The sequence below is a fragment of the Microcoleus sp. T3_D1 genome (assembly GCF_036700405.1).
In the GTDB taxonomy this organism is placed as follows: Bacteria; Cyanobacteriota; Cyanobacteriia; order Cyanobacteriales; family Microcoleaceae; genus Microcoleus.
Map to the genome: position 1 here is coordinate 1 of NZ_JAUBOV010000083.1, position 21,643 is coordinate 21,643.

At 45.8% G+C, this 21,643-nt stretch carries 12 protein-coding genes and 1 pseudogene; 5 read left to right on the forward strand and 8 right to left on the reverse strand.

Annotated features, from left to right (window positions below; translation table 11 throughout):
- Positions 1 to 268: 268 nt before the first annotated feature.
- The 4 genes from QT992_RS27455 to QT992_RS27470 are packed head-to-tail and all read right to left on the reverse strand — an operon-like array spanning position 269 to position 5,240.
- Positions 269 to 1,375, reverse strand: coding sequence for a hypothetical protein (locus tag QT992_RS27455; protein ID WP_333341520.1), 1,107 nt, complete (start codon positions 1,373 to 1,375; stop codon positions 269 to 271).
- On the reverse strand, positions 1,372 to 3,267 hold the full coding sequence (locus tag QT992_RS27460) for a CHAT domain-containing protein (protein WP_333378201.1): 1,896 nt from the start codon (positions 3,265 to 3,267) through the stop codon (positions 1,372 to 1,374). The genes QT992_RS27455 and QT992_RS27460 overlap by 4 nt, the downstream gene beginning before the upstream one ends.
- Positions 3,268 to 3,298: 31 nt before the next feature.
- Positions 3,299 to 4,459 carry a DUF1822 family protein gene (locus tag QT992_RS27465; RefSeq protein ID WP_333341516.1) on the reverse strand — a complete coding sequence of 387 codons (1,161 nt, stop codon included), beginning with the start codon at positions 4,457 to 4,459 and terminating at the stop codon, positions 3,299 to 3,301.
- On the reverse strand, positions 4,449 to 5,240 hold the full coding sequence (locus QT992_RS27470) for a hypothetical protein (RefSeq protein WP_333341514.1): 792 nt from the start codon (positions 5,238 to 5,240) through the stop codon (positions 4,449 to 4,451). The genes QT992_RS27465 and QT992_RS27470 overlap by 11 nt, the downstream gene beginning before the upstream one ends.
- Positions 5,241 to 6,323: 1,083 nt before the next feature.
- Here QT992_RS27470 and QT992_RS27475 point away from each other — a divergent pair.
- Both QT992_RS27475 and QT992_RS27480 read left to right on the forward strand, forming a co-directional pair.
- The gene (locus tag QT992_RS27475; protein ID WP_333341510.1) at positions 6,324 to 13,799 is read left to right on the forward strand and encodes a calcium-binding protein; all 7,476 of its coding nucleotides are present in this window, start codon (positions 6,324 to 6,326) and stop codon (positions 13,797 to 13,799) included.
- A 250-nt stretch (positions 13,800 to 14,049) separates the two neighbouring features.
- Complete coding sequence (locus QT992_RS27480) at positions 14,050 to 15,255, forward strand: hypothetical protein (RefSeq protein ID WP_333341509.1); 1,206 nt, start codon at positions 14,050 to 14,052, stop codon at positions 15,253 to 15,255.
- A gap of 215 nt (positions 15,256 to 15,470) precedes the next feature.
- On the opposite strand, the gene QT992_RS27485 is transcribed toward QT992_RS27480, so the two are convergent.
- The 3 genes and pseudogenes from QT992_RS27485 to QT992_RS33780 all read right to left on the reverse strand — a co-directional run.
- Positions 15,471 to 16,244 carry a hypothetical protein gene (locus QT992_RS27485; RefSeq protein WP_333341507.1) on the reverse strand — a complete coding sequence of 258 codons (774 nt, stop codon included), beginning with the start codon at positions 16,242 to 16,244 and terminating at the stop codon, positions 15,471 to 15,473.
- A complete protein-coding gene (locus QT992_RS27490) occupies positions 16,211 to 18,043 on the reverse strand; it encodes a DEAD/DEAH box helicase family protein (protein WP_333341505.1) in 1,833 nt (610 codons plus the stop codon). The genes QT992_RS27485 and QT992_RS27490 overlap by 34 nt, the downstream gene beginning before the upstream one ends.
- A 27-nt stretch (positions 18,044 to 18,070) precedes the next feature.
- A pseudogene (locus tag QT992_RS33780) lies at positions 18,071 to 18,262 on the reverse strand (HNH endonuclease); the annotation flags it as partial.
- 345 nt (positions 18,263 to 18,607) lie between these two features.
- On the opposite strand from QT992_RS33780, the gene QT992_RS27495 reads away from it, so the two are divergent.
- The 3 genes from QT992_RS27495 to QT992_RS27505 are packed head-to-tail and all read left to right on the forward strand — an operon-like array spanning position 18,608 to position 19,429.
- Entirely contained in the window at positions 18,608 to 18,808 is a 201-nt protein-coding gene (locus QT992_RS27495; RefSeq protein WP_190663069.1) for a hypothetical protein, read from the forward strand.
- A gap of 22 nt (positions 18,809 to 18,830) precedes the next feature.
- Positions 18,831 to 19,037, forward strand: coding sequence for a hypothetical protein (locus tag QT992_RS27500; protein ID WP_333341503.1), 207 nt, complete (start codon positions 18,831 to 18,833; stop codon positions 19,035 to 19,037).
- Positions 19,034 to 19,429, forward strand: a complete 396-nt coding sequence (locus QT992_RS27505) for a hypothetical protein (RefSeq protein ID WP_333341501.1) — start codon at positions 19,034 to 19,036, stop codon at positions 19,427 to 19,429. The genes QT992_RS27500 and QT992_RS27505 overlap by 4 nt, the downstream gene beginning before the upstream one ends.
- An 83-nt stretch (positions 19,430 to 19,512) precedes the next feature.
- Here the strand turns inward: QT992_RS27505 and QT992_RS27510 are convergent, their stop codons facing one another.
- The gene (locus QT992_RS27510) at positions 19,513 to 21,582 is read right to left on the reverse strand and encodes an AarF/ABC1/UbiB kinase family protein (RefSeq protein ID WP_333322482.1); all 2,070 of its coding nucleotides are present in this window, start codon (positions 21,580 to 21,582) and stop codon (positions 19,513 to 19,515) included.
- Positions 21,583 to 21,643: the final 61 nt, after the last annotated feature.

A 21,643-nucleotide genomic window follows, 5' to 3' on the forward strand; every position in this document is an offset into this window, starting at 1 on the left:
CCACCCCACCCAAATATTAATAATTCATTGAATTTAACCCGGTGGCGGGGATGTTGTTTGGGGTAATTGGTTGGGTGGGGGCGGGTTTATAAACATTATTTGTGGGTGACAAAATCCCTCGCGAACCCGCCCCTACGAATTTTGGTTTTTTGGGGTTATTGGTTGGGTGCGGGCGGGTTTATAAACATTATTTGTGGGTGACAAAATCCCTCGCGAACCCGCCCCTACGAATTTTGGTTATTGCGATCGTACATTCATCAAAAATTCACTATTTCCTCTGTTCCCTCCTTTGCAAATCTCGCAATTGCTTCTCTACCTTTTCCGCCATTGGCAAATCTCCCAAAGTTGTATATCCATCTTTTGCCATTCGCAAATATTTCATAGCTTCCAGATTATTTCTCATGGCTGAATGAACTTGTCCCAATCCGTATCGAGCGGCCGTCAACTCCTCAATATCGTCAGGTTTCGCCGTATTAATCACCTTGGAATAGTAGACTTCAGCCTGGGGAACCAGTTGTAGCTTTTCCAGATACAGATCGCCCAACGCTCGATTAATTGGCGGTGTTTCCACTCCTGCTTTTTGTATATTTTCTAAAATTTCTATGGCTTCGGCTATCAAGTTTGTGTTAAGATAAACGCTAGAAATTGCTAATTTTTTGGCGTTTTCGTTAGGTACTTGTTTGTCGATCGCCCCAACCGCATCCTTAACAGCCTCAACTTGCTTCTCATCCAGCAAGCTAAACTCTGTATCTCTTTCTCCCACGGCACTTTCAGAAGAAGCGCCCGTATTCGCCTCGACAATCAATCGGTACCTAACACCCGGTTTCAGCGCTGGTTCCCCCGGATAGACAGCCTCAGTACCGCTAACAGTCATTTCCCAGTTTAATTTCGCTCCATTTTCCCGGAGGCTCAACTTATAGCTAGTCGCACCAGCAACCGGATTCCACCGCAAAATTGGCTTACTGTCGAGCAATTTCGTGCGCCGCGGACTGATTATATAAGGAATTGGCGCGCTATTCCAAGCAATTTTACCGTCGCCGCGATCGGGACATTTAATCAAGTCGGTGCTACAATCAGATTTCGACTCTTCTTTGGCTAACAAACAGCTATTCAATTGATTTTCACCCGGTGCGATCGACTTAATTCCCAAATCTGCACATTGGATCGTCAGTTGGGCGTTTTGCGCTGTTCGCAGTGTGTCTCCCGGATAAAGCGGCGTACCGCTGGTAGGGCGGACAATTAGGCCGTTTTGGCGATCGATCGCAACTTCCCCGCTACTATGGATAATCAGTCCGTTGGATATTCTGTTACTGGCTGCTAGTGCGGTAGTTGCGATCGAGCTTAAAGCTATAAAAACTGCAATCCTGATTTTCATCTTATATTTCCTTTTATTCGTAAATGTTGTTTGGCAGTTTGGATACATTTATCTTGTTCTGGTACGCGAGATTTAGAATATTTAATCGTTTTTTTCCAGTGTTCTAACGCTTCATGGGGCTTACCTTTAGTTTCCATAACCTGTGCTAAAAAACACTGAGCTTCCGGGCTATCCTCTTTCAATCCAATTGCTGTTTGAAAATCTATTTCCGCATCGTCATACTGCTGTTCTTTGAACCGTATCCAGCCGCGATTTTTGATACAAGCAGCTTTTACTCCGTCGTGTTTAGCGTGCTCTAAACAAAGGTTGATCGCTTTTAAAGCTGCTTGATGTTTATCCTTGCGAATGAATAATTTAGATATTTGAGCAGAAGCATCAGGAAGTCCTCGCAATACAGCATTTTGCATTGCCTCTAACGCACCGCGATCGTCATTCAATTCGTCGCACAACATAGCTAAATTATAGTAAGGTTGTGCATAATTTAGGTTAATTAAACTTGCTAATTTGTAGAACTTTTTTGCCATTAAAGGTTTATTTTGACGGTGGTTTTCCATGCCAATTTGATTAGCAACTGGGGCAAGTATCGGGCCCATTAACATATAACTGCTAGCGGTAGTAGCTAAACCGATTCCCAGGCGCTGCATCAAATTAGAAATAAAAATAGAGATATCGTTGTTTGGGCGATCGTCCCCAGTATCACCCAAAACATCGGCCACAGACACAAGCAGGCGATTCCCTACGGGATAGCTGCGCCGCGCGTGCTTTAATTGCAGTAAAGTCAACCCCTCAAAAGTTGGCTGCTGACAGAGCACTGGTATCGCACTCGCACCGGGAAACTCAGATTCCCACTTCTGTAAATAATCCTTAGCTTTTCGTACTGCTAAAAACAAAGGATATTCTTTGCTTAAATATCCGAATAAAGACTTAACAAAATCGTGAGCAATTTTATCGGGTATCGGCGCACGCATCACAATCATTGACGGTAAAGGCAAGCCTCCCGCTACTAAATCTGCTGCCAATTGGAGGCTAGAACATGAGTTTAAAATTAGCAACTCCAATCCTTGAAAAATTGATTTTTCTAAGCCCTCTTTTAAATAGTCTATTGTGACATTATTATGGCAATTTGCTTGATTGATATGGAGCCATCCATTGACAGAATTGCTATCGCTATGTCCGCCGTAATACAAAATTTGCCAGTTTTTTTCATCCTGTGAAAGATGATCGCGCAACTGTTGAGGGGTTGGTTGTTGAATAAATTGTAACTCGCAGCGATCGCCCAAAGACCTTTGAAGACTTTTCTCATCTTGTTTCAGATCGAGTCCGTCACTATTACCGGAGACACATAAAATTCTACCTCGCGAAGGCAGAGGCATTTCTCCTGTAGTTGCCTTTTTGAGAGCTTTTCTATACTGGGAGGGACTTTTAATTATTTCACAGTTTTTGTAATCTTCGCGAAATTTCCACGCATCCCAAGGCAGATGCCAATTTTCCGAATCTTTGATTTCGAGAAATACTTCAAAGCACTGAGAGCGGCCACCAAACGCATCAACTACATTTCTAAAATTTTCCTCAATTCCTGCATAAAATTCCTCACTACTCAGCCACAGCCTCATAGATTCATTCAAATATTGATAGATCAATTGAGGATTATCTTCACAAATATTGGTTGTCCCTGTAGCCTTAACTTTAATTCTAGAAAGGATGTTGCTAGATTTTCCCGCACGACAAATAAGTTGCCATCTTTTTTGCAGAGCATCAACTTCCGGGGCTGGTGGCAAACTTCCTTTAAATTTATGAACTGTTGTTTGGTTTTCTTGAAACTCCCCTGTGATGTCGGGAAAACCCTTGTGTAAATCCCCAATCCCTAAACCCAAGATAAATCTTAAGCTCATAAATTAGACGCGAGTAGAGTTAATCGAGATATCATACCACAAAATTTTCTGTGACGCTGAAATCATCTAAAGCTACTCGAATACTAAAACTCTCGTCTCGATCTACCTCAATATCCTTCAGCAAAATGTACCTCTCCTGAATCCTTGATTGTGACTCGGTTAGATTTTTACCGATGTCGGAGATTAAGGAAAGTTTAATATTCTGGGGCAGGTAACGTTCTCCGATCGCCGGATGCAGTTGAACGTGAACTCTGACAGTGCGATCGCTCTCTTCAGCAATCGCCACCAACAAAGCCACCGTTGTCCTTCCCAGCCGCATGCCCAAGTCAATCAACTTAGCCCGCGTGACATCGGCTTCGGGAAACCTATTGATGCTACTTTGACTGCTCTGTAACGCAGATTCTTCTCTCGAATTTCCACCTCCTCGTAATGCAAAACTGGGGGTTTCGTCAGGAGAAATCAAGTTTTTTAAATTTTGTTTACCTCGATCCAATTGCTGCAAACATCTGTCTACAAAATTTTGCCACCAATTGCCTAACTGAGATTCAACCGGATTTTGAATCTCCACCTGAGAAGTTTGTGTCTGCTGGTTAAATACCGCTTCAAAAGGCAGCCAATCAGCCGTAAATACATTCATCAACCACTGACTGAGGTTAATTTGAGATTCCAACAAATGTTCTAGATGCCCTAAAAAATCATCCAGGGAATGCAATTCGCTCAATACTAATTCCCCCGCATCCGCATTGGGAGAAAAACCAAGCAATCTCGCTTCCTTTTCCTCCTCATCAATTTCTACAGCAATATAGCCAATGCGTTCTGCCCTTGCTTCCACCGGCACTGGGCAAATCTCAGGCGGATGTGCAGAGGAATTCTGGTTGCCAGTTTCTTGAGTTTGATGTCGATTTTTAATTGGACGGCATTCGATTTTTCCCAATCCTTTAACATACAAATCTCCCGCATCTGCAAACAGGCGAATTACGGGATTCCAGCTATCGCATTCAGTCAAGTCAGTCTCAATATCGATGATTTTTAGATAATCGCGAACTGCCAGCACTGCCAAAGTATTGAGATAAACTTGCTCGTGCCTTTGCGGGTGGCGCTGTTGGGTGGCAAAATGCTGAGCAACTTGCAGTGCCTTCTGAGTAATTGGCATCGGCAAAGATTCGATTTCCCAAAGGTTGTTATGGTTCATTGTTCTGGTACACTCCTGGTATATTTAAAGTTTGATATCCTTGGTCTTCGCAAAATTTTTGCAGCAGATAACGGCAGTCATTGTTGAACAATTGATATAAAGTAGAATGGGCGCAACCAAACTCTTTTGCGAGTTCTTGAAGACTTTGACCGTACAAACATTGGCGCTGCAATAACACTTGACAATTTATCTGCGGTTTGCCTCTAACGTGTCTGCTTTTCAACTCGTTATTTGGATCGGTTTCTATCCATTCTATAACTTCTTCAACATAGAAACTTGAATCCGCTTCTGCTGGTAATTTTTCAATTGAATTGACATTTTCTTCGTCTTGTTCTCCTTCTAAGGACACTATTAGACGGGGTTTTTGTTTTTGCTGTTCTTTTTGTTGGGCTAGGCGATAATCTAACAGCCGCTTTTGGAGATAGGGATTTAACCAAGTCGTAATCAGGCTTTCTTCGGGATCGTAAGGTCGTTTTGCTGTGGTAGCTTCACATAAATTACGAGACAGATAGATCCATGTCTTGTTCAGTGCCTCTTTGTAGTAAGGTGTGTGTTCTTTCCAGAGTTTGCCCGATTTGAGAATCTCTAGAATCAGTCGATGCAAGAAACGACTTCGCCTGATACTGCCGGGGGGCTGCTGGCAAGCTTTGGTGACGAGTTCGACGATTGGCTGGTGTGCGGGATCTCGATCGAACTTTTCCGATTTTACTGAGCACCCAACAGCATCGGATTCGTCGGATAAGTGGTCTTCTCCCTCGGAGGGGTTGGATTTATCAGTCATAGTTAAGTGCGGCCGCAACTTTTTTCCTACATTTACTTATCAGGGTAAGTTGGGGGAATTTATGCGAAATTCTGAAAGTTTTTTTGAGCGGATGGTTGAAAGTCTTGCTGTGCGGTGGATTGGGCCGTTTAATTAGATATGAATTTTTGTTAAGACGCATCAAAACCTGCATAAACCGGGTTTTTGCGATTTATGCAGGTTGGTAACGAAGTATTCTGCGAAAAACCCGGTTTCTGACCACCCGTGCGTAACACCGATCGCCCTTAAATCCCCAAAACAACCGTTGTTCCGTACTTCCACGCAGTCTTTGCCAAACTCGACCAAAAAAACTTGAGAGTTTTGCATAAAACTACCGAGATCACCCCGATAAGTAAATAGGAAGAACAAAAAGGCTTGAGGGGCGATCGATCTTTGGTGTTAACAACCAGATCGATCGGGCAATCCGATTATCTCGCAATCCCGAACTCCGGCAAGGGTTGAAACCCCTGCCTCAAAGCGAAAGTCGTCTGAAGACGACTGAAGAATTTACCAGTCCTCTTTGAGAGGACTTGTGCTATGAGGCGGGGAATTCATTCCCTGCCGGAATGTGGGGAAGCGCGTTATTCGATCGCCCTGAAATCCCGAAAACACCCGTTGTTCCGTACTTTCACCAGTGTTTGCAAAACTTTACAAAAAAAATCGTAGAGTTTTGCATAAAACCACTGAGCTCACCCTGATAAATAAACAGAAGGGAAATTACGAAGTTCATCGCACTTGTTGAGAGTTATTCAAAAGTGCGATCGCCCGTAACTTCCCGATCGCAATCCGAACCAAATTCCCAAGGGATATGGGAAAGGGGTTCTTCCAATGTTGGTTTAGTCTATTTCCACGGTTGCATTTATTGAGTTGATTTGAGTCAGTAATTGCGACAACTGAGTTGAAGTGCGATCGCACTTCGCGAGACTTCAGTTTGGGTAAATGACGGATATACGACAGCTAGAGAGTACGAAAGTGCAGAAGTGCAGAAGTGCGATCGGGCTTGTCGATAGAGTCGCTTTGTCAATTTTTAGAACACATTGTATCTACCACGCGAGGACAAAAATCATGGCTACTAATTTTAACTTTGAGTTCGATAAAGTTTACGACCAACTGGTTAAAGAAGGTGGAAATAGTCAAGTTGTTTATATCAATGGAATGTTCACACCGTCAACAGAGTTTGACATTCAAAAAGATCATCTTGACGAGCTTTTCAATTTAAAAGGCAATGAAATTATTACAGGAGGGTACAAAGGTTCACTTTTGTACACCCCTTATTACAATAAGTCTGATTATACTGGCAACCTGGTTGAAACGGTTGTCATACAGCTTGCCAAAGGACTTTTTGAAGCAGCTACATCAGTATTTCTCGATCAGATAGCAGGGCAGATTTCAATTACTTCAATGTTTCAGTTTTCCCAAAATATATCAAGTCAAAAGTTAAAGAACATGATAGACGATGTTTTTGGAGACTTATTTCAAAGTATTATTACTGGAGAGCCTGAAGGAAATTTAGGTACTTTTTCAGATAGTTTGGATTTGATAAAACTGTTTTTTGAAGATCCTGTTCATGCCTTAAGTAGCGGTGAGTTTTTAAGTCAAGCAGCTTTGTTTCTTACAAATTTTATTCCGACACCTTGGGATGCTGTTTATGATGGTGTAATTGGGACTTTGCCTGATGATTTTAAAGAGTCATTAGCTCAATACTGGTATAAAGACCCAGATAAAAGTCAAGCTTTAAATGGTGAATGGACAACAAAAGCTAGTGATTGGCTGAATCTGCCAAATTCTAATAACTCTTTGATTTTGATAGGTTACTCTCAAGGCAACTTTTTTCTGGAAGATGGTTTAATTGAGATCGGCTCTCAGATTGATCCATCTCGCGTTAGAACTTTAGCATTTGGCTCTCCAACAAGTTACTTTCAAGCAAAACAAGTAGTTGATATTTACGGCAAGAATCTTTTCAATCCGTTAGATCCTGTAGCCAAGCTGCAATTTAATTCAGACGATTTGTTGACGAAAGTTTCAAATATATTTCAGATGTTGCAAGGGATTGTTCAAGGGAACATAGGTCAACATGATTTCAACAATTATGTACAACGGGATGATCTTAAAGACAGTCTCAAAGAGTTCTTCTACGACTTGCATCCCAAAGGGTACTATTTTCCTAGTAAAGACACATTAATGCGCCCAGGCACAGAAAATGATGACTGGATTAAAGGAAATGGCGACATTCAAGGAGGAGAACGCAACGATGTTCTACAAGGTGAAAATGGCAGCGACACCTTAACAGGTGGTTCTGGCTTCGACTTTTTAGACGGGGGAACAGGAACAGGAAGTGATATTGCTAGTTACTCCGGCAGCCCAATTGGAATTAAAGTTTGGACTGATAAAGTTGATGACAAATTTGATGTTTACAAAGTTGAAGATGGCTTTGTTGTAAAAGGCGAAAAAACAGTAGACACTCTTGGAAATATCGAAATCATCAGTGGCTCAGATTTTGCTGATGAAATGACTGGCGGTGACTACAGCGATATCTTCTACGGCCAAGGCGGAAACGACCTTTTTTGGGGACAAAAAGGAGACGATACATTCTACGGTGGCAGTGATAATGACACAGCTTACGGCGGCGATGACAATGATGACCTTCGAGGTGATGAAGGAAGCGACGATTTAAGAGGAGAAAACGGCAACGACTCTCTCTACGGCGGTCAAGATAACGACTTCCTCTACGGTGGCGATGGTGAAGACGAACTTCGCGGCGAACAAGGTTCTGATGAACTCCGAGGAGAAAATGGTAATGACACCCTCTACGGTGGCACCGAAAATGATTCTTTGTACGGCGGCCAAGGTGAAGACAAACTCTACGGCGAAGAAGGAGACGATGATTTAAAAGGAGAAGAAAACAACGATTCTCTTTACGGCGGAACTGGCAAAGATACCCTGAATGGCGGTAGTGGAAATGACGACTTGCGAGGCGAACAAGGCGATGATTTGCTAAAAGGAGAAGCCGGAAACGACACTTTATATGGTGGCGAAGACCAAGACCAACTTTATGGTGGATTAAATGCCGACTTACTCTACGGCGAAGCTGGCAACGACCAACTTTTTGGTGAAGATGGCGACGACATCCTCGACGGTGGTAGCGACAACGATATCCTCATTGGAGGCAGCGGCGATGACAAACTCTACGGCCAAACTGGCAACGACATCATCCAAGGCAACACCGGCGAAGACTACGCCGAAGGTGGCAGCGGCCGCGACTTCATCCAAGGCAACGAAGGCAACGACATCCTCTACGGACAAGACGGCAGCGACACCGTAGAAGGCAACGCCGACGACGATTTCATCGATGGTGGCAGCGGCCAAGACTCGCTTCTGGGCAATACCGGTGATGACATCATTTACGGACAAGCCGGCAACGATGTCATCCAAGGCAACGAAAATAATGACTGGCTAGAAGGTGGCGACGGCCAAGACATCATTGATGGCGGGGCCGACGACGATGATATTTACGGACAAGCTGGCGAAGACAATCTTTTCGGCAGTCAAGGCCAAGACTACATCGATGGTGGTGACGGCAAAGATACCCTATTTGGCGGCTTCGATGACGACGTACTTCTAGGCCAAGCAGGCGATGACACTCTCAACGGCAACGCTGGCAACGACGAATTATTTGGCGGTACTGGCAATGACTCGTTAATCGGAGAAATCGGCGATGATTTAATTGACGGCGGAGAAGGAGTCGATCTCGTTAATTACATCAATTCTCCCAGTGGCGTTATCGTTAATATTGACGAAAATAGCGACTACGACAACAACACCAACCAACGTTTCAAAGAATTCGTCACCGCAGTTAATCCCAGCGAATACTACACCGAACTCGAACGGGATTTTGAAATTGCGGCTGGTACGGGTAAAGACGGTTTTGGCACTACCGATGCTTTGAGAAACTTAGAAGACATCATCGGTACTCGCTTTGAAGACATCCTAATTGGCAACGAAAAAGATAACCGAATTTGGGCATTAGAAGGCAACGATTTATTAATTGGCAATGCCGGCAATGACTCATTTTACGGCGGAGAAGGAATCGACATTCTCAGCTACCGCCGCGACCCCAACGGCGTTACTGTGAATTTACAAACAGGCGATGCTACCGACGGTTGGGGAAATCAAGACAAAATTGCCGACATTGAAAACGTCGCCGGTTCTCGGCATGACGATAATATTACCGGCGACGATACCGTTAACGTTATCACTGGCGATGCTGGGAACGATCGCATTTACGGACTCGGTGGCCACGACCAACTCTACGGCGAATTCGGCAACGACCTAATCTACGGAGGCGAAGGCGGCGACAGCATCTACGGAAATCAAGACCGAGACACCCTATACGGTGAAGTCGGTCAAGACTACATCCGAGGCGGTGATGCCGACGACTTAATCTACGCCGGTAGCGATGACGACACCGTTGCAGGAGACGCTGGCTACGGCAACGACACCATTTTCGGCGAAACAGGCAAAGACTTACTCTACGGTGGCGCTGGCGACGACTTTGTGTACGGCGGCGAAGACAAAGACACCATCTACGGCGAAGGCGAAAACGACAAACTCTACGGAGAAGGAGACACCGACCTAATCTACGGTGGCACCGGCGACGACGAACTCTCCGGCGGCGACGACCAAGACACCCTCATCGGCGAAGCCGGCAACGACACTCTCGCAGGCGATGCAGGCGACGACACCCTAGACGCCGGAACAGGCAACGACTATCTCTACGGCGGTACCGGCAAAGACACCCTAAATGCCGGCCTCGGCAACGACCAACTTTACGGGGGCGGCGATGCCGACATCCTCCTCGGCAAAGAAGGCGACGACTACCTCTACGGCGAAGCGGGCGACGACACCCTCGATGCAGCAGAAGGCAACGACAACCTCTACGGCGGCGACGGCAAAGACATTCTCGATGCTGGAATCGGCAACGACCAACTTTGGGGTGGTCAAGACGATGACACTTTATCAGCCCAAGCTGGCGATGACTACCTGTTTGGGGAAAACGGCGATGACATCCTCGATGCCGCCGAAGGCAACGATTCCCTCTACGGCGGCGACGGCAAAGACATTCTCGATGCTGGAATTGGCAACGACTATCTCTGGGGTGGTCAAGACGACGATACTTTATCAGCCCAAGCTGGCGATGACTACTTGTTTGGGGAAACTGGCGATGACATCCTCGATGCTGGCGAAGGTAAGGATTCCCTCTACGGTGGAGACGGCAAAGACATTCTCGATGCCGGAATCGGCAACGACTATCTCTGGGGTGGTCAAGACGATGACACGTTATTAGCCCAAGCTGGCGATGACTACCTCTACGGCGAAAACGGCGATGACATCCTCAATGCTGGCGAAGGCAACGATTCCCTCTACGGCGAAAACGGGAAAGACATTTTAGATGCCGGAAGTGGCAATGACTATCTGTGGGGAGGTCAAGGCGATGACACTTTATCAGCCAAAGCCGGCGATGACAAATTGTTTGGGGAATCTGGCAATGACATCCTTGATGCAGCAGAAGGCAACGATTCCCTTTACGGTGGCGACGGCAAAGACACCCTGTTCGGCGAAGCTGGCAACGATTTATTAGAAGGCGGTTTCGGCGACGACTCACTCTTAGCAGGCGACGGTAACGATACCCTTCTCGGTCAAGCTGACAGCGACACTCTGTACGGCTTCGGTGGCGATGACATCCTGGAAGGCAACTCAGGAAAAGACCGACTTTTTGGGGAACTCGGCAACGATACTCTCAATGGCGGTACTGAAAATGACACCCTCGAAGGCGGTGACGGTAACGACATCCTCGACGGTGGTGATAATAACGACAGTTTGTTCGGACAAGTCGGTGATGATACGGTTATCGGCAACAGTGGCGATGACATTGTTGACGGCGGTTCCGGCAATGATTTGCTTCAGGGTAATCAAGGGCGCGATCGAATTTTCGGTCAATCCGGCCTCGACACCCTGTTCGGTGGCGACGATAGCGACACTCTGTGGGGAGGCGATGACAGCGACAACTTGCTGGGAGAATCCGGCAGCGATACCCTGTTCGGCGGTTTCGGCAACGACCAACTCGACGGCGGCGAAAATAATGACAGCCTCTACGGGGAAGGTGGCGATGATACCTTAGCTGGCGGAACAGGCGAGGATTTCGTAGATGGCGGCACCGAAAACGACACTCTCTCCGGCAATGACGGCCGTGACAAATTATACGGCCGCCAAGGCAATGACTTCTTAGAAGGCAATGCCGATAACGACCAACTGTGGGGTGGCGATAACGAGGATACGCTGTTAGGACAAACCGGAGACGACATTCTGCGGGGTGAATCGGGCAATGACAGCCTTGATGGTGGCGAAGGGGCCGATCGACTTTTCGGTCAAATCGGCAAAGATACCCTCTCCGGTAACATTGGCGACGACTACTTAGAAGGTGGCGGAGACGATGATAGCTTAACTGGAGGCGAAGGAGTCGATCGAATTTTCGGCAATGACGGCAATGACTTCGCCGACGGCAACAGCGGCGACGACTACATCGACGGCGGGGCGAACAACGATACTTTAGCAGGGGGAGAAGGGCGCGATCGAATTTTAGGTCAATCCGGCAACGACAGCCTCGAAGGCAACGACGACAACGACTTCCTCGATAGCGGAACCGGAAATGACACCCTGTGGGGCAACGACGGCGAGGACGAACTCTACGGCCGAGAAGACCAAGATTTCATTGATGGCGGCCGCGGCAGCGACCAAATCTACGGCGGAGATGCAGCCGACACCCTCCTCGGACAAACCGGAGAGGATAACATCGACGGTGGTTCCGGCGCAGACTCGATTCTCGGCAACGACGGCAACGACAACATTTGGGCTCAAGCCGGCAACGACTTCATCAACGCCAACGCCGGCAACGACAACATTTGGGGCGACGAAGACGACGACCTGATTTTTGGAGAAGCAGGCGAAGACAAAATCGACGGCGGTTCCGGCTACGACACCATCGACGGCGGCGCAGGCAACGACGAACTGTTCGGCGGTACCGGCAACGACCAATTATTAGGAGGTGCCGGCAACGACAAAATTGACGGCAGTATCGACGACGACAAACTGTTCGGAGGTAGCGGCAACGACTTGATGTTTGGCAGTCAGGGGCAAGACACGATGTTGGGCGAAGTTGGGGAAGACACCCTCTACGGCGGCGACGAAACTGACCTAATGGACGGCGGCGCCAGTAACGACTTGGTTGTAGGCGACTCCGGCGACGACATCCTCACCGGCGATTCCGGCGACGACACCCTGGCTGGCGGCAGCGGCAACGACTTGATGGGAGGAGGTAACGGCGACGACTTGCTGTTCGGCGAATGCGACGACGACACGATGCTGGGAGGTGCCGGTAAGGACTCTCTCGACGGCGGTTGCGGCAACGACTTGCTAACCGGGGAAGCCGGCAGCGACAACCTTTTGGGCAACGAAGGGGATGACAGTCTCGACGGTGGCAGCAGCAATGACACCCTCGATGGCGGTAATGGCAACGACTTCTTAAATGGTGGCAGCGGCAACGACAGCCTTAACGGTAACGATGGCGATGACAGCGTTTACGGTGGCGAAGGTAACAACGTACTCAAGGGCGGGAACGGCCAAGATTCGCTGATTGGAGGCAGTAGTTCCGAAATATTTGTGCTATCACCAAGTTCGGGACTTGATAACATTTTCTACTTCCAGGGCGATCGCGATTACTTCGGACTAACACAAGACCTCACTTTTGACCAATTGCAAATCGTTCAAGGCGGCGAAAATTATACTAACGATGCTTTGATTAGCGTCGCAGGCACCGGCGAACACTTAGCTTGGGTGAAAGATACTCAATTTAGTGCGATCGACCGTTCTCGCTTTGTACCCTTGAGCCCCGGAACCCCGCTACCTGGAGTTTTCAATACTCCCTCGGATATCGATCTTTTAACCGGCGAACCTGTTGATAGTAACGATGTTCTAAGTGCGATCGATAGCAGTTCTGATACTAGCTTGTCCAGCACGACTACCGCATTAATTAGTCAGCCAAACAGCACGACTACTACATCAATTAGTCAGTCAAACAGCACGATTACTGAATCAATTAGCCAGTCAAATAGCACGACTACTACTCTAGAAAGTGCCAGCCAGCCACTGGTGACAACAGCTACTAATCCAGCTATTTCAACACCAACTGCTGCCACATCTACCACCGATGACATCTTGCTAAATGGCGGTGAAATTCCAACCCTGAATAGCTTTAGTGGCATCGATGATGACATTCTCATCTACGACTCTAACAGCTTGTTAACATCTCTAACCAACGCTCAAACTCAGCCAATTATTCCTTTGCAAGCGGCGAGTGTTGGTAGTGCGATCGCTCCTACTGCTAATCCTTCTGCTAAGGATGACAGCCTCTTAATTACTCCGGCTGCAAGTCCCAGTAAACCACTAACAAGTAGTGATTTAAGTGGCATTCTTAGCTCGATGTAATCGTAGATAATTGGAAATCTATCCAATAATACATAAAAACCCGGTTGCTTGAATAAACCGGGTTTTTGTTATGGGTTATTTTCAACGGCAAGCGATTCTCCGATTAGACTATAAAGTTCCCCGACCGATTGTAAATACATTTGCGATCGCGATTAAGTGCGATATCAATCACAAATGTAAATTTTTGTTAGAAATTACTTGACATCAGTCCTTCAATATATTTGGAAATGACTATAATTAGGAAAACGTAATGCTGTCATTCGCTCTTGGTTGCGAAGAAGCTCAAACCCTTGCCACACAGCCATTGAGTGCGTCAGTCCTGACTATTAACAAATCAGAAAATTTCATGCAGAAACTAACTCGAATTTTATTCACTACAGCTTTAACCCTAAGTATCTTATGTTCTCCCACAGCAGCTTTCGCCAAAGCAAAAATTCAGATAGCCATCCTTTTAGATTCTAGTAATAGCATGGATGGATTGATTGACCAGACTCGTACTCAACTTTGGCAAATTGTTAATTTTTTAACTAAAGTAACCAAAGACGGCCAAGTGCCAGAGTTAGAGGTTGCCCTCTACCATTATGGTAATGACACTTTACCTTCTTCGGAAGGTTTTGTGAGATTATTAACTGGATTTACTCCTGAATTAGATTTAGTTTCCGAAAAGCTATTTAGTATCAAAACCAACGGCGGTCAAGAATATGCTGGCTGGGTAATTCGTTCGGCAATGCAAGAATTAAACTGGAGTAAAAATCAGGAAGATTTTCGCGTGATTTTTATTGCGGGTAATGAACCATTCGATCAAGGCCCAATAGTTTGGAATCAATCGGTCAATCTTGCTGTCAAAGGAGATACCCTCGTTAATACAATCTACTGTGGTTCAGCCGAAAGTCAGGAGCGAAGACTTTGGGCATCAGGAGCAGATTTAGCAAAAGGTAGTAGCTTCAACATTAATCAAAACCAACAAATTGTGGTAATTAAGTCTCCTTACGACGACGAAATTTCTACTTGGAATACTAAACTCAATCAAACCTACATTCCCTACGGTAGAGAAGGAAGAATAGGACAACAACGTCAAGCAGTTGAAGATAGTAATGCTGGCAGCAATACAGTTTTGCGTAGTGCGTCCAAAGCTTCTGAATACTATGATAATGCTTCTTGGGACTTGCTGGATGCTCTCGAAAACGGAACAGTTAAACTAGAGGCAATATCAGATGATAATTTACCAGAAATCATGCGAGGGATGACGCTAACAGAAAAAAGAGCATATGTAGCTGGAAAGAAAACCGAAAGAGAAGCGATTAAAAAGACGATCCGCGACTTATCTCAAAAGCGTGCAGCATATATTGAACAACAGCGCAAATCTAGTACAAATAGTGGTGAAAATACTCTCGACCGCGTAATAATTCAAAGTCTCCGCCAGCAATTAGCAGCTAAAGGATTCAAGCTTAATTAAAAGAACGCAGACGAAATTTCATCTGCGTTCATCTGTGTTTATCTGCTAATATCTGCGGTCAAAAAATCAGGAATTATGCAAGTGTCACAATTAGTAAGGTACTCTACTATCCCAACCCCTCAATATTCCGTTGATCGTGAAAGTAGTAGAGCACCCTACAAGTTGATTGTCCTGATGCCCATTGCATAAGTGCTGTTGAAAAAACAGGGTTTTTATTATGGATTGTTTTCAAGCGCAAGCGATTCTCCGATTAAACTATAAAGTTCTCTGAGTTGCTCAGAGTCCAAATTTTTAATTAGCACCTCTCCAGCTCTCTTGGGATTATGGCGAGGAATCTTTACATATGAAGGGGTATTTAGGCTACTAGATGGAACTTTTTCTGACCAATCTTTCACCAGTTTCCGCCCCAAATCGGTGATGTGGTAATCACCACGTTTATTACCGGATAATGGTTCAATCCATCCCAATTCTAGCCAACCTTTCCTCCAAATGTGTGCGTTACTTAAACAAGTCCGCAATACTCGTTTAATCTTAACTGCATTTATAGGCTGCTGGTCTGGACAAGCTTGAAGCAGCTTAGAAAATTTTTCCAAATATTTTGACGAACTTCCCTGCTCTTGAAATTGATCTTCTTCAGGCTCAAAGGTCTTTGCATTAGGTGATGCTAGTTCCTGAATGATTTTGTCAATATCTGACGGCTCGTAACCCAAACCAAAAGGTGGTTTAGCCTTGCAGAGTTCCTCATAAGTCTTGAATGGCTTTCCACGCTCGTCAACAAGCTGATGATAGCCAGAGAATTGCTTCATCAAATCGCGCCATGCTTTCAATTGTTGAGCATTGAATGCAGCATCATGTAAGGCTGATTGCAGTTCCAGCCTTACAGCGATCGCCCAAGGGCGCGATCCAGGAGGTGCATTCAGTTCGCCTGCATTGCCCAGAGTTTCTATGTGAGCTTTCAATCGTTCATTGGATATTTGCTTTGTAGCCATGCCCACACCCGCCTCAATTCTTCAAGTGCCATTGCTGTGCGTGACTTGCCAAATTCTTTGACAATTTCCCCATTAATGGTTTTGGATTCTATGCCATTCCTTGCTGCATAGTAACGGACATATTTTTCAATCTTTTCTCGTATAATGTCCCGTTCTTCACTGGGAGTCAAAGATTCTTTGATCCCAATTAAAGAATCATGACTATCTTTGGCTTCCGGCTCCTGATAAGCATCGAGAAATCGTTTCATTTGCACGGTACTAATTCCACCCAATCCAACCTTTTGCATTGCTGATTGGATTTGAGCAGTCTCAGCATAATCTACTATTTCCCCGCTACTTAAATCAGATGCTCTCGATCGTGTTAAGTTGGAACTTAATGCGATACTACTATTATATCGCGGCTCTTTGCTTTTAGCATCGTTATCCCCATTTCCACCATTGTCATTGTCACGCCTGTTTAATTCTCTTTCCCTAATAATTGGCTCTTGTTCCGCTATGATAGCTTGTACGCATTTAGCAGCTAGCTGGTCATCTGGAAGATAAATCAGCCCTGTTTTTTTCAAATCTCCAGCTTCTCGATCGACTCTGGCAGCCCTTGCCCATGATTGTTCAAGCCAAGGCTTACTTCTGATATTAGTTAAACAGGCAACATGGGTAATTGCCCGAACATCCAGTCCTTCATAGGCCATTGCCACTGTCACTAGAGCATCAACTGCTTTTGCATCGCCGTAATTGTAGTGTTTCTTAAATCTTTTAATTGCTACCTGCGCTTCTTTTGATTCATCACTTGTGGCTTTTAAGGCTTTGATTCCTAACTTTTGCAGCCACTCCAAATATTGATTAGCTATTGGTATTGAGGGCGCGAGTACCAATAGCTTAGATCGGTGGTTATTTTTTTTATGTGACTTCCAATTATCAACACACTTTGTGAGTAACTGCTCGGCGTATCCGGTACTAAGCGCTGTGCGAAGTGCTAAGCTGCTATAGTCTCCAGCCTCTGCTAAGCTTTCGACTGAACATTCTTGCCCTTGTTGGTCTATCCATTTAGCCTCCCCATCACCCCATTCAAAATGGAGAGGAACGATCGCACCCTCTTTGAGTGCTTGTCCTCGCGTGTATTCAATAACTACGGTATCTTTACTACTTGATAAATCGGGAGTAATACCGCTAGTAGTTGCTTGATAAGGCATAAAAGCAATTGGTTGCGCATCTCCTCGATCGCCAGTTCCCGTTACTAAGATGACTAATACAGCATCATCCACTAATGGCTGTAACGCTCTATGCCATGCTCCATCTTGCTTAACATGATGAAACTCATCTAGCACTAGAATATAGCGCTTGCGTCGAATTTCTTGAGCATGAAGATCGCGACCTTCTAAAATAGCCTGGTATGTGGCCACATAGCCAGACATTCCCTTGCATGGATTAGGCTCATTATTATTTGCCATAATTCTATGCTGATGCCCTAGCAGACTTCTGAACTGCCAATCTTCAAATTGTTCTTCTGCTTGATTTTGGAGATTTAGTCGGGGAACCACCCAACAAATTGCATCAGCTATAGTTCCATGAAAGCTGTTGCTAGAATTACGATTTGGAATTAAATTTGCTGCAGCAATTACTGGGATAAGACTCTTACCGCCTCCCGGCGTAACCAGCATAAGAATTTTTTTAATTTGTTCTCCCGCCTTTATGCGTTTACAGATTTGATAAAATTCAGCTTGATGCTTTCTTAAATTATGAGGTTCTTTAGGAGCTTGTGAAGAAAAAAAATCTAGCTCTAATTGCAGTGAATCTGTCATGTTTCTGTTCTCCTCAGCAGTTTTTTGATGATGACATTTGGGGCATAATGCCTGCATTTCGTGGACATTGGTTCTCTGAGTTTCTGCCCATCGCTCAATGTGATCTGCGTGCCAGTCTGAAGGCAAATCACATCTGCAATGCTGGCACTTGCCGTTGGCGGCATACCAGAGGGCAGCGCGTAGCCGTTTCGATCGAAGGAAGCGACTCTGATTCTGCATCTGAAAGAGCTATAAGGCTTACGCAGCAAGTAAAAAGATCTACTGTAGAAATTTTATCTATTTTTGAAGTTTTAGTCAACATAAAGATTTTATGAGCTAGCTGTCTCCACTTTTGTGAACAGGATTACGACGAAGCAGGCAGCGACATCTTGCTGGAAGAATCGGGTAGCGATACCTGGTTCGGCGTTTCCGGCAACAACATTTCTTAATGCGGTGGGGTTGCCGTTTTTTGGCTATGCAGGTATGACTACGTATCGCGCAACCGCGCAATACGTAGTCATGTCACCACGCAGTAAACCGCCCCCTCGCCAGATGCGAGAATACAGGTATGCGCGTATGAGAGACATGGCTAAAAAAATTCCACCTGAAATGGCTGAACTAAGCGTTTACGTAGATAAAAGGCTAAAGCTACGATTCAAACTAGCTTGCACAGCTCAAGAAAAGCCAATGAGCGAAGTCATCGGTTTACTGATGAAGCAATGGCTAGAGACAGCAGAAACCCCGCCAGAGCCTAAAACTCAAGCGGGGCAAAACGTTCAAGACTGACGAGACATTAAGCGAGGGACAAATGTTGAGAGACGCAGACAACCCAGAAAAATCTTGGGAAGACTTGGAAGCCGAACTCGCTGAATACCCGGACAGACCTTTTTATGCTCGGAGTGACGCAGAAGCTGCTAAGCGATGCGAACAGCAAAACCGCGAAGCAACAAGACACCCCGATGCAACCGGAAGAACCTACTACACCTGTGACGAGAAAAAAAGGAAAAACCGATGACCGAATATCGATTAACACCCGCAAAGTACCACCACGTACAAGTAGTTGTTTCCCTGAACCGCGTTCACTTAGACAACTATAAAAACCCTGATGAAGCATTGACAAAACTGCTAGAACTTGGTTACACTCCTGAATTGCGATATCAATGGAATCCAGAGCGAAACGAATTTGATTTATACGCCCTAATTCACGATTGGCCGCTAGAAGAATCGCTAATGACCGATGAAAAGTGTCAGGAGTTTTTCAAGCATTTCAAACACAGCCAAATATATTCGATCGGGTGCGGTAATGCTGACCCCAATTGGCTATTTGCTTGGGGTTTTGATGACCCCCGCCGTCACGCCAAGCCCGAAGAAATTGAACCTTTACCAGCCGCTACAGCATTAGCTTAATTAAAAGAACGCAGACGGAATTCCATCTGCGTTCATCTGTGTTTATCTGCCTCTATCTGCGGTCAAAAAAACTCCCAATCCAACTACTTCGCCGCAGGTAAAGACAACTGAGGCGAAGTTTTAGGATAGCTTCCATTCACGGGAATCGCATCCGGTTCCTGCGAAAGCAAAAACTCGCGAATCACCCTAGCAACTGCTCTTTGAGCTAAACCGCCGACTACTTTCTGCCCCATATTCTGCACTTCTGGTTTCACCAACAACTGCGGAAGAAGCTGCAATACTTTCGTCCCGTCAAAACCGGGAGTTGATTGCAAAATATCCCAAATCCGTTTGATGTGTTCTAGATTGTTTTTTTCTTTTTGTGAAACCACCGGTTGATTGGCCTTGACTCCAAACCATTCGCCCACGACTGCTTTGGCGTTAGCAAAGGCGTTGGTGGAAAGTGTGTCGAGACTTTTGACTAATTCCAGGACAATACGATCGCGAATGAAATCTCCTCTTTCGGAAAATAAATACTCTAATGCTTGGTTCAAGATTTTGCTGACATCGTAATCCTCACTCTCGCGGGCATTGTTGAGCAAGTTTTCTAAGCGGTTCCAGCGGAATTCGCCTTGTTTGAACAGCAAATCTTGCAGGGATGCTCTCAATTCCGGTGCGGGGTCGCTCAACAGCCGTTTGGCTACGTAAGGATAGGCTTTGCTCAGCACTTTGAATTCCGGGTCAACGTTGATGGCAATCCCTTCTAACGTAACGAGCGATCGAATAATCAAAGCATAGTAAGCTGGAACCCGGAAAGGATATTCATACATCACCGCCGAAAGCTCGTCAGTAATGCTTTTGAAATTGAGCTCGGCAACGCTAGCACCCAAAGCATTGTTAAATACCCCCGCCAAAGCTGGAATAATTGGCGTTAAATCCGTATCTGGTGTTAAAAACTCCAACTTGACATAATCTTTTGCTAAACCTTCAAAGTCGCGGTTCACCAAATGCACCACAGCTTCCAACAAGCCGTACCGCTGATAAGGTTTTACTTCGCTCATCATCCCGAAATCGAGATAAGCCAACTGACCGTCAAGAGTTGCCAAAAGATTGCCGGGATGCGGGTCGGCGTGAAAGAAACCGTGTTCTAGAAGTTGTCTGAGAGAGCATTGCACCCCCACTTCAATTAAGTAAGGAGCGTCGATTCCTTGAGCTTTAACGGCTTCTAAATTCGTAAGTTTGATGCCGGTGATCCACTCCATTGTTAAGACGCGGCGGCGGGTATATTCCCAGTAGATGCTGGGAACGTAAATGTCTTTGATGTGGCCGTAGAGTTGGGCAAACCGTTCGGCATTTTGACCTTCGTGGGTGTAGTCCATTTCTTCGTAAATGCGCTCGCCCAACTCGTCCATAATGCTGGCGAGGTCACTGCGAATTATTTTGAAGTTATTTTGTGCCCAAACTGCAAGACGCCGCAGGATGTAGATATCTAAGCCGATGTTCTCGGCTAAACCCGGTCGCTGCACTTTGATTGCGACTGTTTCTCCGGTTTTGAGTTTGCCTTTGTAGACTTGTCCGAGAGATGCTGCTGCGATCGGATCTGGGCTGATTTCTGCGTAGATGTCTTTGGGGTGGGCTCCCAATTCTTCTTGGATGAATTGATATGCTACTTCGTTGGGAAATGCTGGCAATTGGTCTTGCAGCGTTGTTAGTTCTTCTAAATATACTGGCGGTACTAAGTCGGGGCGTGTTGAAAGTGCTTGTCCGATTTTGATGAAAGCTGGGCCGAGTTGGCCGAGAATTTCCCGCAGTCGGACGGCGCGGCGCTTTTCGTTCTTGAGGGTGCGACCTGTTTTGCCGTCGAACCACAAACTGAAGGCAAAGCTAAAAAATGTCCAAACAACGCTCGACAGCCTTCCCCAGACTTGTAGGGGTCGATTTCGGTACAGGGCTGCGATCGCCACTGGATCGTACCGAACAGCATCTCCGGCTAACTCGAAAGCTATGTCTCTGGCTGATTTGAGCGGTTCGGGAGTGGCGACCTCCGTCTCTAGTGATACTGGTACTGCTTGCAGGGGAATTGTATTTGCATCTTGGAGATTGCCGAGTACAGCCTGAGTCCCTGAATTTACATAAGTTTGCGGGGAGGCTGGCGATACTGTCTTGACATTCATAAATCAGACCTAGTGTGAAGCATTGTAAATATATTGTAACAATTTAAGGAAGAAGACCCTT